Consider the following 14,996-nt stretch of genomic DNA (forward strand, 5'->3'; position numbering starts at 1 on the left):
GTGATTGTATGATTGAAAAATTATTAATCGCTAATCGTGGTGAAATTGCTGTAAGGATTATTCGTACATGTAAAGAAATGGGAATACAGACAGTCGCAGTTTATTCAACGGCTGATAGACAATCTTTACATGTGCAACTGGCAGATGAATCCGTATGTATTGGAGGACCTTTAGCTAATGATTCTTATTTGAATATGAATGCGATTATTCAGGCAGCATGTAATACAGGATGTGATGCCATTCATCCGGGATTTGGGTTTTTAAGTGAAAACAGTCAGTTTGCCAGATTGGTTATTCAGTGTGGACTCATTTGGGTTGGGCCTTCACCAGATATTATTGATATGCTGGGAAATAAGTCAGCAGCCAGAAAAATGATGAAAGAAGCTGGCGTTCCCGTTATTCCGGGTTCTAAAGAAGTTGTGGAAACTGTTGAACAAGGAAAAGACATTGCCAGTCGTATTGGTTATCCAGTGATGATTAAGGCAAGTAATGGTGGTGGTGGACGTGGTATGCGTGTTGTTTGTAATGAAGAAGAATTTGAAACACAATACACAAATGCAAAAGCAGAAGCCAAAGCCTGTTTTGGAGATGATGATGTCTATTTAGAAAAATTGATTGAAAATCCAAAACATATTGAAGTGCAGGTCATTGGAGATCAACATGGAAATGTGATTCATTTATTTGAAAGAGATTGTTCATTTCAAAGACGTCATCAAAAGATGATTGAAGAAGCACCATGTCATATTTTAAAGAAAGATGTTCGTCAACATTTATTTGAAGATGCTTTAAAAGCTTGTCGTCATGTAGGTTATAACAGTGTGGGAACGATAGAGTTTTTATTAGATAAACATGGAAATTATTATTTTATGGAAATGAATACACGTATTCAGGTAGAACATCCTATTACAGAGATGATTTGTGGTGTTGATTTGATTAAATTACAGTTAAAAGTCGCAGAAGGATTAAAGCTTCCTTATCGCCAAGAAGATATTCATCAAAATGGTTATGCTTTAGAGTGTCGTATTAATGCCGAAGATATGAATCGTGATTTTGCTCCAACACCTGGAAAAATAACTTTTATGCATTTGCCGGGTGGACGTGGTGTACGTGTTGATAGTGCGATGTATAGTGGATGTGAAATTTCACCTTATTATGATTCTATGATTTTAAAACTCATTACATTTGCACCGACACGACTAGAATGTATTAAAAAGATGCGTGCAGCTTTAAGTGAAGTCATTATTGATGGCATTTCAACCAATACAAAATTTCATTACTATGTTCTTCATTCTAAAGAATTTATTGAAGGAAGATATGATACAAGTTTTTGTGAAACATTTATAAAGGAGTTGAAAGATAATGGATCAATTGTTTAAAAAGCGAAATGAAGAATTGAAAGAATTCTCATCATGGCTCAAAAGACATAAGGTCAAAGAAAAAAAAGAAATTCCAGAAAATATTTTTAAACAATGTGATCATTGTCATGAGTCAATTCCTTATTTTTCTCTTATTGAAAATGATTATGTATGTCCTAAATGTGGTTATCATATGAAAATTAGTGCCAGACAACGTATTCGTGATTTGATTGATGATGGTTCATGGCGTGAATATTTTGAAAAAGATCATACAGAAAATATAGAAAACTTTCCGGGTTATGATGCTAAATTAAAAAAGGCACAAATGTCAACAGGAATGAATGAAGCAGTTATTTGTGGGATTGGCAAAATCAACCAAAATCGTCTTGTTTTATGTGTCATGGATTCTCGTTTTATGATGGGAAGCATGGGAAAAGTTGTGGGCGAAAAAATCTGCAAAGCTGTTGAATTAGCAACACGTAAAAAACTTCCTTTAGTCATTAGCTGTACAAGTGGAGGAGCCAGAATGCAGGAAGGAATTGATTCTTTAATGCAGATGGCTAAGATCAGTGCGGCTTTAAAACGCTTTTCCAATCAAGGTGGATTATATATTGCTTTATTGACGCATCCAACAACGGGTGGTGTCAGTGCTAGTTTTGCGATGTTAGGTGATATTATTATTGCTGAACCACAAGCCATGATTGGATTTGCTGGAAAACGTGTCATTCAAGATACCATAAAACAAGAATTACCAGAAGGTTTTCAAACAGCTGAATTTTTACTTGAAAAAGGTTTTATTGATATGATTGTTCAAAGACATGATTTAAAAAATGTTATTTCAGATTTATTAAAGTTACATGGAGGAAAATTATGAGCCTCATAGATAATGAAAATAAAATAAAAGAGTTACAAGCCAAAAGAGCTATGACTCAAGATCAAAAAGAATTTGATGAATTATCTTTACAGATAGATCATTTGACTAAAGAAACATATCAGAATTTAACGGCTTGGGATCGTGTGTCTATCGCCAGACATCCATCACGACCAAAAGCTAGTGATTTTATTGAAGGATTGTTTGATCATTTTTATGAACTTCATGGGGATAGACGTTTTGGAGATGATCAGGCGATTATTGGGGGAATTGGTTATTTTCATTCAATGCCAGTGACAGTGATTGCTCAAGCAAAAGGAAAAACTTTACAGGAAAACTTAGATCGACATTTTGGAATGTGTAATCCAGAAGGTTATCGTAAGGCCTTAAGACTTGCCAGACAGGCAGAAAAGTTTCATCGTCCAATTATTACTTTTGTGGATACAGCTGGAGCTTATCCGGGTATTGAAGCTGAAGAAAGGGGACAAGCACAAGCTATTGCTGAATGTTTGTATGTTTTCTCTGATATCAAAACACCTGTCATTTGTGTGGTGTTATCTGAAGGAGGAAGCGGAGGTGCTTTAGCTTTGAGTGTGGCCGATCGTATTTGTATGTTAGAAAATGCCATTTATTCAGTGTTATCACCAGAAGGTTTTGCAAGTATTTTATGGAAAGATGATAGTCGTGTACAAGAAGCAGCTGAAGTCATGAAACTCACATCTTATGATTTATATGAAAAAGGGATTGTGGATTATTTAGTCAAAGAACCTACTGGTGGTATGCAAAATGATTTAAAACTTGTTTTAGATAATATAGATCAGTACTTACAAAAAGAATTAGATATTTTAATGCATACAAAAGAAAAAGAATTGTTAGAAAAACGTTATCAGAAATTTCGTAAAATGGGAGTGATGTCATGAGTTCAATTGAAATCTTAGGAACAGGGTTTGTCAGAGCTCAAAAGAAAATATCTAATCAAGATTTAGAAAAAAGAGTCGATACAAGTGATGAATGGATTGTTCAAAGAACAGGGATTTCATCACGTTATGTAAGTGAAACTGAAAATACAAGTGATTTGGCTTGTCAAGCCAGTTTACAGGCGATTGAAGATGCTAAGATTCAAAAAGAAGATATTGAAGTGATTATTGTTGCGACAATGACACCGGATTGTATGACACCTTCAACAGCTTGTCTTGTACAGGCAAAACTTGGATTAAATGATTGTCCTGTTTTTGCGTTTGATATTAATGGGGCATGTAGTGGATTTTTATATGCGTTTCAGATTGCCAGTGATTTATTGAATAGATATCAGCATATTCTGGTGATTGGCAGTGAAACAATCAGTAAGATGATTGACTGGAATGACCGTTCAACTTGTGTCTTATTTGGGGATGGTGCAGGAGCAATGGTTCTAGGTCGTGGTCAAACAAAACTTTATCATTATGCCAATAGTGAAGGTGATGTAGAAGATGTGTTAAAGGCTCAAGGCTTACCATTAGTAAAAGATTTACAAAACAACGAAGCTACAACACATTATTTAAATATGAAAGGAAACGACGTGTTTCGTTTTGCTGTGAGAGTCTTAAAAGAATCTATTGAAAATGTTTTGGAACAATCACATCTTACAATGGATGATATTGACTTAGTGATTCCACATCAAGCTAATTATCGTATTATTAGTCATGTCGCTAAAAAAATGAAAGTTGATCTTTCTAAATTTTACATGAATCTTCAAGAGTTTGGAAATACTTCAGCGGCTAGTATTCCGATTGCTTATGCAATGGCACAAAGAGAAGGAAAAATACCAGCCAATGGTCGTGTGATTTTAGTTGGCTTTGGTGCAGGACTTACATATGGGGCAACTCTTATTGACAATAGAGGAGGACAATAAAGTGTTATTAAATCAATTATTAAATATTCAATATCCTATTATTCAAGGAGCAATGGCAAACATTGCAACAGCATCTTTTGCTGCATGTGTTTCTAATAGTGGGGGATTAGGTATCATTGCAACAGGATCAATGGATGCCAATCAGACACGCATTGAAATTCAAAAATGTAAACAATTAACGACACAGCCATTTGGTGTCAATGTCATGTTGATGAATCCTTATGCCAGTGAAATTATTGATGTTATTGTTGAAGAAGGTGTACATGTTGTGACAACTGGTGCAGGAAATCCAGGACCATACATGGCTAAATTAAAAGAAGCTGGCATTAAAGTATTCCCTGTTGTTCCAAGTGTTGGATTAGCCAAACGCATGGAAAGAGCAGGAGCCGATGCTTTGATTGTTGAAGGTGGAGAATCAGGTGGGCATGTTGGTGAAATGACAACAATGGCCTTAGTTCCACAAGTTGTAGATGCAGTGAATATTCCAGTTATTGCAGCTGGTGGTATTGGTGATGGTCGAGGTATGATGGCAGTATTCAGTTTAGGTGCTATTGGAGTTCAAGTAGGAACATGTTTATTAGTTGCTGAGGAATGTCCAATTCATGAAAATTATAAGGATGCAGTCATTAAAGCAAAAGATACAGATACTGTTGTGACAGGAAGAAGTGTCAATACGCCTGTACGTATTTTAAAGAATCAAATGGCAAGAGAGTATTTAAAATTAGAAGGACATTTTGAAAGTCGAGAAGAATTAGAAAAATTAACATTGGGTGCTTTGAGAAAAGCCGTTCAAGAAGGTGACGTGAAAACAGGTTCTGTAATGATGGGACAAATTGCCGGAATGGTCAAAGAACGTAAACCTATGAAACAGATTTTAGAAGAAATGATGACTTCAACAAAAGATGTGTATGCCCATTTACAGGAAGTCATGGAGGATATTCAATGATTCAAATACAAGATCGTATAATGAAACTTCCTATCATTCAAGGTGGTATGGGAGTAGGTATCTCGTTATCATCTTTAGCTGGTCATGTGGCTAAATGTGGTGCAATGGGTGTGATTAGTGCAGCACATCCTGGATATAACTATGAAGGATTTAGAAAGAATCCTGTAGCTATTAACTGTCAAGCGATTAAAGATCATATTCAACGTGCCAAAGAGATTGCTAAAGGAAATGGTTTAATTGGTGTGAATATCATGGTTGCCAGTCGTGATTATGAAAAATTTGTAAAAGCTTCTGTGGATGGTGGCTGTGATGCGATTATTTCAGGAGCAGGATTACCTCTAGATTTACCAAAATGGGCAAAAGGAAAAACATTATTAGCACCGATTGTATCAAGTGGTAAAGCGGCAAGATTGATTGCCAGAGTTTGGGATAAACGTTATCAGTATACACCTGATTTTGTTGTGATTGAAGGTAGTGAAGCAGGTGGACATCTTGGTTTTAAAAAAGAAGATTTATTGGCACATACATGCCAGACATTAACTGAGATTTTAAGTGATGTCAAAAAAGAATTAAAGGTCTGGGAAGAAAAATATAAAAAAACAATTCCTGTTTTCGTCGCTGGTGGAATTGATTCTGGTAAAAAAATAGCTGAATTAGTGAAACAGGGGGCTGCTGGTGTACAAATTGCAACATCATTTATTGCCACTTATGAATGTGATGCAGCTCAGGAATTTAAAGATATGGTCATTCAATGTACAGAGGATGATATAGAGCTTGTTACAAGTCCTGCGGGTATGCCGGGTCGTGCGATTGTGAATGATTTTGTTAAGAAAACAAGACAGACAGGAAATATCTGTATGAAAAAATGTCTTGAATGTATGATTCCTTGTACACCAGAAAATACACCTTATTGTATTAGTGAAGCGTTGATTCAAAGTGTGAAAGGGAATGTCCAAAATGGTTTGATTTTTGTAGGAAGTCAAGCTGCCAGAATTCATGATATGAAACATGTTGAAGAAGTGATTCAAGAATATATGGAAGAAATGGAGGAAAATCTATGAAAATTGGTATGATTTTTGCTGGTCAGGGAAGCCAATATGTTGGTATGGGAAAAGCTTTCTATGATGCTTTTCAAGAAGCGAAAGATGTGTATGATCAGGCACATATTGATATTGATGTCAAGAAAGTTTGTTTTGATGGACCAGAAGATGTTCTTAATGAAACATCATATGCTCAGCCTTGTATTTTAACAACCTCATTAGCTATTGCGAAAGTGATTGAAGCACATGGTATTCATCCAGACTATGTCGCTGGATTATCTTTAGGAGAATATTCAGCTTTAGCTTATGCCGGAGCTTTTGATATACAAGATGCGATTACTATTGTTAGACATCGTGGGCAAATCATGAGTGAAGCCCTGCCAGCTGGAACAACATCTATGGCTGCTGTTTTAGCAATGGATGCAACAAAGATTCAAGAAGTGATTGCTCCTATTGATGGTGTAACGATTGCCAATTACAATTGTCCAGGACAGATTGTCATTACAGGAGTGAAAGAAGCTGTTGAAACAGCATCACAAAAATTAAAAGAAGCAGGGGCTAAACGTGTCATTCCATTGAAAGTTTCAGGAGCATTCCATTCTCCATTATTAGAAGAAGCTTCACACCAGTTAAAAGCAGAATTAGAAAAATATGATATTCATCAACCTCGTATACCAGTTGTTTATAATGTTTCTGGAAAAGAAGAAGATGGTGATTTGATTGACATTTTAACTCGACAAATCAAATCAAGTGTTTATTTCTATCAGTCAATTCAATATATGATTGCTCAAGGGGTTGAAGCTTTTGTGGAAATCGGACCGGGTAAAGCATTAAGTGCTTTTGTAAAGAAAACAGATAAAACAATACCAGTTTATAGTGTAGATAGTATTGAAGGATTAAATCAAATGTTAGGAGCGTTAAAAAATGGGTAAAGTAGCGTTAATTACAGGAGCAAGTCGTGGAATTGGAAAAGCGATAGCTTTAAAATTTGCAAGTGAAGGTTATGATATTGCAATTAATTATATTGGAAATCAAGAAGAAGCTTTGGAAGTCCAAAAAGAATGTTGTCAATATGGTGTTCAAGCTATGATTCATGAAGGTGATGTCACTGATTATGATGCGATGGATCAAATGATGAAAACAGTTTTAGAAAAATTAGGTTCTATTGATGTTCTTGTGAATAATTCAGGAATTACAAAAGATCAGTTATTATTAAAGATGAACACACAATCATTTATGGATGTTATTGATGTCAATTTAAAAGGGACATTCAATACGATTAAAGCTGTTTCTCGTATTATGATGAAACAAAGAAATGGTGTTATTATCAATATGGCAAGTGTGATTGGAATTATTGGTAATGTTGGGCAAGCTAACTATGCAGCTAGTAAAGCAGGAGTGATTGCTTTAACAAAATCAGTAGCGAAAGAATTAGCGCCACGTCATATTCGTGCTAATGCGATTGCACCAGGATTCATTGCAACAAAGATGACAGAAGTTTTAAGTGATGATACAAAAGACAATATCTTGAAAAATATTCCATTACAAAAAATGGGTGAACCAGAAGATGTTGCGAATGTTGCATACTTTTTAGCAAGTGATAGTGCCAAATATATCACTGGTCAAGTGATTAATGTTGATGGCGGAATGGTCATGTAAGGAGGACAAATGATGAAAAGAAGAGTTGTCGTTACAGGTATGGGTGCTGTATCACCAATTGGAAATACAGTTGAAGAAACATGGGATGGTATTTTAAATCAAGTCTGTGGAATAGATGAAATTACTCATTTTGATACAACAGATTATAAAGTGAAATTAGCTGGTGAAGTAAAAAATCTTGATTTAGAACAATATTTTACAAAAAGAGAATTAAAATTTAATGATCGTTTTACTCAATTTGCTAGAATTGTTTCTAAACAAGCCGTTGAAAATGCAAAATTAGATTTAGAATCCATTGATAGTCAACGTTTTGGAGTGATTATTGCTAGTGGTATTGGTGGTATTGAATCTATTGAAAAGGCAGAACAAAGTTTATTAAATAGAGGACCATCAAAAGTATCACCATACTTTATTCCTATGACTTTAATTAATGAAGCTGCTGGAAATGTTGCGATTGATTTAGGAGCAAAAGGATATGTTTCTTCTGTTGTTACTGCTTGTGCTGCAGGAACAAATGCGATTGGAGAAGCTTTCCATAAAATTAGAGATGGTTATGAAGATATTATGGTTGCTGGAGGAAGTGAAGCCTCTATTACTCCTTTATCAGTTGCTGGATTTGCTTCCATGAAGGCTTTACACACAGGTGAAGATAAAAACCGTGCTTCTATTCCATTTGATAAAGATCGTAGTGGTTTTGTCATGGGTGAAGGTGCAGCTGTTTTAGTATTAGAAGAATTACAACATGCATTAGATAGACATGCGACAATTTATGGCGAAGTTGTTGGTTATGGTTCAACATGTGATGCACATCATATTACAGCTCCATTAGCAGATGGAAGTGGTGGTGGAGAAGCTATGAAACGTGCTTTGGCTGATGCTTCTTTACAACCATCAGATATTGATTATATTAATGCACATGGAACATCAACACCATTAAATGATAAAACAGAAACAACAGCTGTCAAATATGCTTTTGGTGATGATGCTTATCATTTAGCTATGTCATCTACAAAATCTTATACAGGGCATTTATTAGGTGCCAGTGGTGCATTAGAATCTGTTATCTGTGTCAAAGCATTACAAGATGGATATATTCCAGCTACAATTCATTATCAAAATAAAGATGAAGAATGTGATTTGGATATTGTTGCAAATGTTGGTAGAAAACAAGATATTCATTATGCTATGAATAACTCTTTAGGTTTTGGTGGACATAATGCATCATTAATCTTTAAAAAATGGGAGGATTAGTCATGTTATATAATTCTAATGATATTCAAAAAATTATTCCCCATCGTTATCCATTTTTACTTGTTGATTGTATTGAAAGTATTAGTGAAGATGGAAAAACAATTGTTGGGAAAAAATGTGTGACTGCAAATGAAATGCAATTTTTAGGGCATTTCCCTGAAAAACATGTCATGCCAGGTGTTCTTATTATTGAAGCATTAGCACAAACAGGATGTGTCTTATTACTTTCTAAAGAAGAAAATAAAGGAAAGATTGCTTTCTTTGCTGGAATTAATAAAGCACGTTTTAGAAAACAGGTTATTCCTGGTGATGTTTTAACAATGACTGTCACTTTGACAAAAGAAAAAGGTGGTATTTACTTTGCATCTATTCAAGCAAAAGTAGAAGATGAAATTGCAGTGACAGGAGAAATTATGTGTGCTGTAGGTGAATAATAAAAAAGCAGAAAGATTTTGACATCTTTCTGTTTTTTATGGTTTTATAAAAGTTATTGACCTTTAGATGAAAGAATTATCTTTTTATTTAAGATAGATGATGACTATGATTCATCTAAGTATTTCTTTAGTTCTTCTACGAGTTGGTATACAGTCGTTCCTGGATCATATTCAGAAGGTTTATCAATGTTTTTACGAAATGAAGCCATTCTTCTTTTACTATTTTTAATAGCAGTATTGACTCCATCAAAAGTATCAACAATGGCATATATGTTTTCATCATTTTTCCTATAAGTACCATCGCCTAGATTGTATTCTTTAAAAATTTCTTTTAATTTACTATTCCAAACATTTCTATGAAGTGCTGAATCACTATATTCAAAATGTAAATAGAGCCAGTATTCAAAAGATTGATTACTCCAGGCTATTTTATATCCTTTATTTTGACCATTACTAATAGCTTGATCGAAATCTTCAAAATCATCCTTATCAAAAACAATCCATACATTTTGATAAATAATTTTTGCTTTCTTTATAATTTCATCTGTGATGTCAATAAGCTTACTTGTAGAACTGCCTCTACCACAAATATTGATAATAGGGGCTTCAACGATATCGATATGACCTCCAATTTTATCTTCTATTTGCTTTTGTATTCCTTTGAAATATAATGGTTCAGTTTGCTTACCTTCGGTGACAATTAAAAAAGAATTAGCTTTAGGCTGCTTATAATCATGTTTTCTTTTGGCTCTTTCTTTTCTTCTTTTTTTGAATAAATCATCAGATCCCATATTATGATTCACCAACTTCCATATCAAATTCTTCAAAAGTTGGAATACCACCATAGACACCAGCTAAATAATCTTTTTCAAAAGAAGCATCTGATCTTATTTTGAAGTCAGCTAATGATGATAGTTCAGAATACCCATATTCATCTTTTTGTACAAACCATATTTGATCTCGTCTGAAAAATCTTTTGTCCATTAATGTTGTATCATGAGTTGTATAAATAAGCTGTGCTTTTGAGTTTTGATCATAAAACAAATCAATAAAGAATTTGAGTAACAATGGATGTAATTTAACATTGAGTTCATCAATGAAAATTGTTTTGTGCATTGCAAAAGCAGTTTTTGCATAAATATACAAAAGAATACTTTTAATTGTACCTTGTGATTCATTGTAAAGATTTAATGGATATTTTTTTTGATTTTTTCCTTTATGATATGTGATAAATAAAACATTTTTATCATTTTCTATATATTCTATATCTTTAATTCCTGTATCAATAGCATTTAAATAGTGAATGAATTCATTTTTATTAGCATCAATAACACTAGGAAGAATTTTTTCAAGTAATTGAGTATCTTCACAAAGATCAGTAGGGACCATTAAAATATCTTTTATACCAGAATATACAGTTTTAAACTGATTTGTCGCAAGATTTAATTTATTAAAAAAAGATAGAGCAAGGGTTTCATGAGGAATTTGATTTTTATATAAATCACATTCTTTTCTAACAGAAGCACCAAACTTTATATTTTGATTTGATCTTTCTAAAATGGTAATAGTTCTATTTGTTTTTAAACTTTTTCGATATAACCATTCTGTGACAATGTGTTGGGAATTGTATTCAAATCCATACTTATATTCATTATCATTTAATAATAAAATAATTTCAAATTCTGAATTGTGTTGTGTTTCTTCAAAAGAAAAAGGGGCATAATACTTTTCTAGAGTTGTATAGTTATCATCACTCGTATTATTGAATGACTCTAAAATAATATTTTGAAAATATTTCATTGCGTAATAAAGGTTTGATTTCCCACTGGCATTAGCCCCATAAATAGAGGCAACTTTGACAAGGCTTTCGTGAGTTGTTGTTTGTATCAAATTACAAGGATGTTCCTTATAAGCATGAATTGCTGTCATATCAAAAATGGTTTCTTCTCTAAATGATAAAACATTTTTTAGCATAAATTGAATAAGCATCATTCTTCATCTCCTAAAAATATAATACTTTATTTTTAATATTATATCAATATTTTTGAGAAATATTCACAATTTTTAGTTTTTAATATTTTAAAAAATATAAATACTTAAAATAAAATAGATTTTCTTTTAAAGTATATTTCAATAGAAATTAGGGACAAAATTTTTATTTCAAATGTCTAATTGATAAACATTAATAATCTTTAGATTATATATTTTGATAGATGATAAAAAAGCAATTTTTAAAATTACTTCATGAGTAGCATTTATTACCATGCTGGTTGTCCTGTTTCAATAAGGCTATCAATATCCTTATAAGCATTTTCAATAGTTTCTACATGATATTATTCATACATGTTATAAACAAAATTAGTTAAATTTTTTCATCCAGTTGTTTTAAAACTTCTTCTGCACTTGTTACTTTATAATTTGCATAACTTTCAAGTAAGTAAGCAAAAAATCTCAATTCTTTATTTAATTTCATCACCTCTTAGATAGAATGAATTTTGAGGATTACCAGTTGCTTTTTCATATTCCCATATGTCAAAGATAGTTAGATTACTCAAATACCATAATTTCATGTCATCATTCAATAGCATTGCATGTGTTTAGGAATTTAAAACGATTCTTAGTGTATTCATTTTGGAGATATTCCTGTTTTTGCAATCAGTAATGCAACATCTCTATCAATGTTTTGTAAAATGGATAAACTTGTTTTATTGATTATACTGTTTCACCTTGATAAAATTGAAACATTTTCATTGAAAATGCATATAGATAGAATAATTTTGTAGATTAAAAAAACTATTGGTGATTTTCCAATAGTTTGTGTTTAATGTTTTTTTAACTTGTAAATGATTTTATTAGCATAAGGAATAGAAGAAAGCTCTTGAGGATGATCTGAATAGAAATAGAAAATAATCACAAAGTAAACAATAACACCTATAATCACTGCAAGTATTAATGGAATAAGAACTTTTCTTGTTAGAGCAAATAAACCATAATAAACAATGGCTACAATAATACCCATGAAGATAGAAGAAATAATAGGTAATAGATATGTCTTTTTTATTTCTTGTCTATAACGTGTGATTTTGCGTAACATTTTTTGATTTAAATAACATACTTGTAAACCGTATAAACAATTGGCTATCATCAAAGCATAGAGTCCTAGAGGTGTAAACCACAAAAGAAGGGTTGTTATAACTAAATGATAAATCAAAGCAGTAGCAGCATTTTTTAAAGGTGTGTTGACTTCTCCAAGAGCTTGTAAAATTCCATTAGTTAAAGTTGATAAACCAAAGAAAACAATACCTGGACTTCCTAAAGCCAACATTAATGTAGAAGTAGCAACTGTTTCTTCTTGAGGAAAGAGGATGCCAATAATAGGATAAGCCAAGACACTCATACCCACAGCAGCCGGAATAAGTAACAGCATTGTCACACGAATGCCTGAACGAATATGTTCCCTTGTTTCACGGGCATTTTTTAATGACCATGATGAAGAAATAGCAGGAATGGAAGCTGTTGACATAGCAGAAGCTAAAGCCACAGGAACATTTTGTAAAACAATATATTGACCAGAATAAACACCCCACATAGAGGCTGAAGTTGGATCAGTTCCAATAATAAAAGAATAAATATATTGGTCAATAACAGTAATAAGATTATAAACACATGTTGCAAAGATAATAGGTGTGACTATATGAATAATCATTTTGAAAATATCTTTATAAGAATCTTCATAATCATTAGGAGTATCTTTAATAATTAAATGATTACGATTCTTTAAATACATAATCATCATAAAAATTAAACCCACCAGAACACCGACACCAGGTCCAACTGCTCCCCCAGCGGCACCTGCAGCAGCCATTTCACTGCCACCTGTTTCCATCAATGGCTTAATGAATAAATAAGCACATCCAATGGCGACAATTGCATTAAAAATCTGTTCAATAATTTGTGAAACAGATGTATAAAAAGTTGTCTGATGAGCCTGAAAATAACCTCTAAAGACACCCAATAGACCAGATAGGAAAATAGTTGGACAAAGGATTCTCAGTGGTAATACAGAATACCCTGTAACAAGTAAAGGGGCTAAAAGATAGGCAATGATCGAAGCACTACCACCAATAATACAAATATAGATAAATGAACATTTTAAAATCTTTTGTACATTATTATATTGATGAATAGCTAGTTTTTCAGCAATTAACTTTGAAATAGCTGTTGGAATACTATAAGAAGATAAGAGTAATATTAAAGCATAAATATTATATGCCATTGAATAATAACCAATACCTTCAGCACTAATTAATGCTGTTAAGGGGCTTTTATATAAAGCTCCAATGATTCGTACGAAAATACCTGCAATTGCAAGTATAGATGCCTGTTTAACGATTGAACGTGACATGGGTAAACCTCACTTTCCAGTAATTCTTTGTTTATTATAACATTAATTCCAATAATTGCAAAAAAACTTATATATTTATACATAAAATGATTTTTTTCATAGGTTTTACACATTGATTGTATAATATACTGATAGTGAAAGGAATGGTGAAAAAGTATTGAAAAAATTTTTAAAGATATTTTTAATATTTATGGTAATGATATCTACGATTTACGGATGTTATCGATTTTATCAAGAAAAAAAAGAAGAAAAACAATTACAAAGAATGCAAAATCAAGTCAATGAACAGTCGAAAAGAAAGATTGATGATGAATTATCAGTTATTGCTATTGGAAATAGTAATTTATATAGTGGTTTTAATCCATTACAATTGTGGCATGAATATAAAATAACGTCTTTTGTGGCTGCTGAACCAAGTCAAGATCCTAATCGTGCTTATTATATTTTAAAAAATGTTTTAGAGTTTCAACACCCCCAATTAATTATATGGGAGATGGATGAAATGTTTACAGGAAAGGATTTTAATGATGAAAAAGCTCAAAAATATGCACCGATGAATCTATTTCCTATAGCTAGAAATTATACAAATTGGAAGAAATATTCAGCTCAATCATTTAAAAACTATGATAATTATGATTATAACTATCTTTCAAGGATGGCTACAAAGGGTTATTTATATAAAACAAAAGTAAAAGCAAGAAAGCAAAATAAAAATTTTATGATCAAAACAATCAAAAGAGCTAATATAAAACCACATAGACAAGAAATATTTTATAAAATTGTGAGTTTATTAAAAGAAAAGCAAATTCCTTTATTATTAATAACGATTCCATCAGCGAGATCATGGACGATGGAGAAACATAATACAATCATGGATTTATCAAAAGAAGTGGGTGTTCCATTTTTGGATTTGAATTTAAATAATCAGTTAATTAATTGGAAAAAAGACACAAGGGATGAAGGAATGCATCTTAATGATTATGGGGCACAAAAAGTAACAGCTTATATAGGAGAGTATTTAAAGGAACATAACTTAATAGAGAATCAAACAATAAGTCAAGAAAGTCAGAAGATGTGGGATCAAGATTATTATGATTATATTGAAATGATCAATTAAACTTCATGAAATGTAAAAAAGTCTATT

14 protein-coding genes are annotated in these 14,996 nt (G+C 32.3%); 11 read left to right on the plus strand and 3 right to left on the minus strand.

Going from position 1 to position 14,996, the window contains the following annotated elements; genetic code table 11:
- Positions 1–8 precede the first annotated feature (8 nt).
- From accC to fabZ, 10 genes are read left to right on the plus strand one after another with little or no spacing between them, the layout of a single operon-like run.
- On the plus strand, positions 9–1,376 hold the full coding sequence (gene accC, locus KEC48_RS00580) for an acetyl-CoA carboxylase biotin carboxylase subunit (RefSeq protein WP_211963736.1): 1,368 nt from the start codon (positions 9–11) through the stop codon (positions 1,374–1,376).
- Positions 1,360–2,229 (plus strand): acetyl-CoA carboxylase, carboxyltransferase subunit beta, encoded by an 870-nt coding sequence (gene accD, locus KEC48_RS00585; protein WP_087358053.1) that lies wholly within the window; start codon positions 1,360–1,362, stop codon positions 2,227–2,229. The genes accC and accD overlap by 17 nt, the downstream gene beginning before the upstream one ends.
- Positions 2,226–3,146, plus strand: coding sequence for an acetyl-CoA carboxylase carboxyltransferase subunit alpha (locus KEC48_RS00590; RefSeq protein ID WP_087358054.1), 921 nt, complete (start codon positions 2,226–2,228; stop codon positions 3,144–3,146). The genes accD and KEC48_RS00590 overlap by 4 nt, the downstream gene beginning before the upstream one ends.
- A complete protein-coding gene (locus KEC48_RS00595; protein ID WP_087358055.1) occupies positions 3,143–4,117 on the plus strand; it encodes a beta-ketoacyl-ACP synthase III in 975 nt (324 codons plus the stop codon). The genes KEC48_RS00590 and KEC48_RS00595 overlap by 4 nt, the downstream gene beginning before the upstream one ends.
- Position 4,118: 1 nt before the next feature.
- Positions 4,119–5,063: an enoyl-[acyl-carrier-protein] reductase FabK gene (gene fabK, locus KEC48_RS00600; RefSeq protein ID WP_249191388.1), complete on the plus strand. Its 945-nt coding sequence runs from the start codon at positions 4,119–4,121 to the stop codon at positions 5,061–5,063.
- Entirely contained in the window at positions 5,060–6,124 is a 1,065-nt protein-coding gene (locus KEC48_RS00605; RefSeq protein WP_211963739.1) for a nitronate monooxygenase, read from the plus strand. The genes fabK and KEC48_RS00605 overlap by 4 nt, the downstream gene beginning before the upstream one ends.
- Positions 6,121–7,035 carry an ACP S-malonyltransferase gene (fabD, locus tag KEC48_RS00610; protein WP_087358058.1) on the plus strand — a complete coding sequence of 305 codons (915 nt, stop codon included), beginning with the start codon at positions 6,121–6,123 and terminating at the stop codon, positions 7,033–7,035. Before KEC48_RS00605 ends, fabD begins: the two co-directional genes overlap by 4 nt.
- Complete coding sequence (fabG, locus tag KEC48_RS00615; protein WP_087358059.1) at positions 7,028–7,762, plus strand: 3-oxoacyl-[acyl-carrier-protein] reductase; 735 nt, start codon at positions 7,028–7,030, stop codon at positions 7,760–7,762. The genes fabD and fabG overlap by 8 nt, the downstream gene beginning before the upstream one ends.
- 12 nt (positions 7,763–7,774) lie before the next feature.
- Positions 7,775–9,013, plus strand: coding sequence for a beta-ketoacyl-ACP synthase II (gene fabF / locus KEC48_RS00620; RefSeq protein ID WP_211963742.1), 1,239 nt, complete (start codon positions 7,775–7,777; stop codon positions 9,011–9,013).
- A 2-nt stretch (positions 9,014–9,015) separates the two neighbouring features.
- The gene (fabZ, locus tag KEC48_RS00625; RefSeq protein ID WP_087304026.1) at positions 9,016–9,447 is read left to right on the plus strand and encodes a 3-hydroxyacyl-ACP dehydratase FabZ; all 432 of its coding nucleotides are present in this window, start codon (positions 9,016–9,018) and stop codon (positions 9,445–9,447) included.
- Between the two features lie 104 nt (positions 9,448–9,551).
- On the opposite strand, the gene KEC48_RS00630 is transcribed toward fabZ, so the two are convergent.
- The 3 genes from KEC48_RS00630 to KEC48_RS00645 all read right to left on the minus strand — a co-directional run bounded on the left by KEC48_RS00630 (position 9,552) and on the right by KEC48_RS00645 (position 13,852).
- On the minus strand, positions 9,552–10,238 hold the full coding sequence (locus KEC48_RS00630) for an RloB family protein (protein WP_205089296.1): 687 nt from the start codon (positions 10,236–10,238) through the stop codon (positions 9,552–9,554).
- A gap of 1 nt (position 10,239) precedes the next feature.
- Complete coding sequence (locus KEC48_RS00635) at positions 10,240–11,436, minus strand: ATP-binding protein (protein ID WP_205089295.1); 1,197 nt, start codon at positions 11,434–11,436, stop codon at positions 10,240–10,242.
- Between the two features lie 832 nt (positions 11,437–12,268).
- The gene (locus tag KEC48_RS00645; RefSeq protein WP_211963744.1) at positions 12,269–13,852 is read right to left on the minus strand and encodes a polysaccharide biosynthesis protein; all 1,584 of its coding nucleotides are present in this window, start codon (positions 13,850–13,852) and stop codon (positions 12,269–12,271) included.
- A gap of 190 nt (positions 13,853–14,042) precedes the next feature.
- On the opposite strand from KEC48_RS00645, the gene KEC48_RS00650 reads away from it, so the two are divergent.
- Positions 14,043–14,969, plus strand: coding sequence for a hypothetical protein (locus tag KEC48_RS00650; protein ID WP_211963749.1), 927 nt, complete (start codon positions 14,043–14,045; stop codon positions 14,967–14,969).
- The last annotated feature ends 27 nt before the right edge of the window (positions 14,970–14,996 follow it).

This window comes from Clostridium sp. C1, assembly GCF_018223625.1.
Taxonomy (GTDB): Bacteria; Bacillota_I; Bacilli_A; order Erysipelotrichales; family Coprobacillaceae; genus Allocoprobacillus.

What these genes read in the sequence shown, in the direction of transcription:
- accC (WP_211963736.1), top strand. Translation starts at nt 9, where the DNA reads ATGATTGAAAAATTATTAATCGCTAATCGTGGTGAAATTGCTGTAAGG.
- accD (WP_087358053.1), top strand. Translation starts at nt 1,360, where the DNA reads ATGGATCAATTGTTTAAAAAGCGAAATGAAGAATTGAAAGAATTCTCA.
- KEC48_RS00590 (WP_087358054.1), top strand. Translation starts at nt 2,226, where the DNA reads ATGAGCCTCATAGATAATGAAAATAAAATAAAAGAGTTACAAGCCAAA.
- KEC48_RS00595 (WP_087358055.1), top strand. Translation starts at nt 3,143, where the DNA reads ATGAGTTCAATTGAAATCTTAGGAACAGGGTTTGTCAGAGCTCAAAAG.
- KEC48_RS00605 (WP_211963739.1), top strand. Translation starts at nt 5,060, where the DNA reads ATGATTCAAATACAAGATCGTATAATGAAACTTCCTATCATTCAAGGT.
- fabD (WP_087358058.1), top strand. Translation starts at nt 6,121, where the DNA reads ATGAAAATTGGTATGATTTTTGCTGGTCAGGGAAGCCAATATGTTGGT.
- fabG (WP_087358059.1), top strand. Translation starts at nt 7,028, where the DNA reads ATGGGTAAAGTAGCGTTAATTACAGGAGCAAGTCGTGGAATTGGAAAA.
- fabF (WP_211963742.1), top strand. Translation starts at nt 7,775, where the DNA reads ATGAAAAGAAGAGTTGTCGTTACAGGTATGGGTGCTGTATCACCAATT.
- fabZ (WP_087304026.1), top strand. Translation starts at nt 9,016, where the DNA reads ATGTTATATAATTCTAATGATATTCAAAAAATTATTCCCCATCGTTAT.
- KEC48_RS00630 (WP_205089296.1), bottom strand. Translation starts at nt 10,238, where the DNA reads ATGGGATCTGATGATTTATTCAAAAAAAGAAGAAAAGAAAGAGCCAAA.
- KEC48_RS00635 (WP_205089295.1), bottom strand. Translation starts at nt 11,436, where the DNA reads ATGCTTATTCAATTTATGCTAAAAAATGTTTTATCATTTAGAGAAGAA.
- KEC48_RS00645 (WP_211963744.1), bottom strand. Translation starts at nt 13,852, where the DNA reads ATGTCACGTTCAATCGTTAAACAGGCATCTATACTTGCAATTGCAGGT.
- KEC48_RS00650 (WP_211963749.1), top strand. Translation starts at nt 14,043, where the DNA reads ATGGTAATGATATCTACGATTTACGGATGTTATCGATTTTATCAAGAA.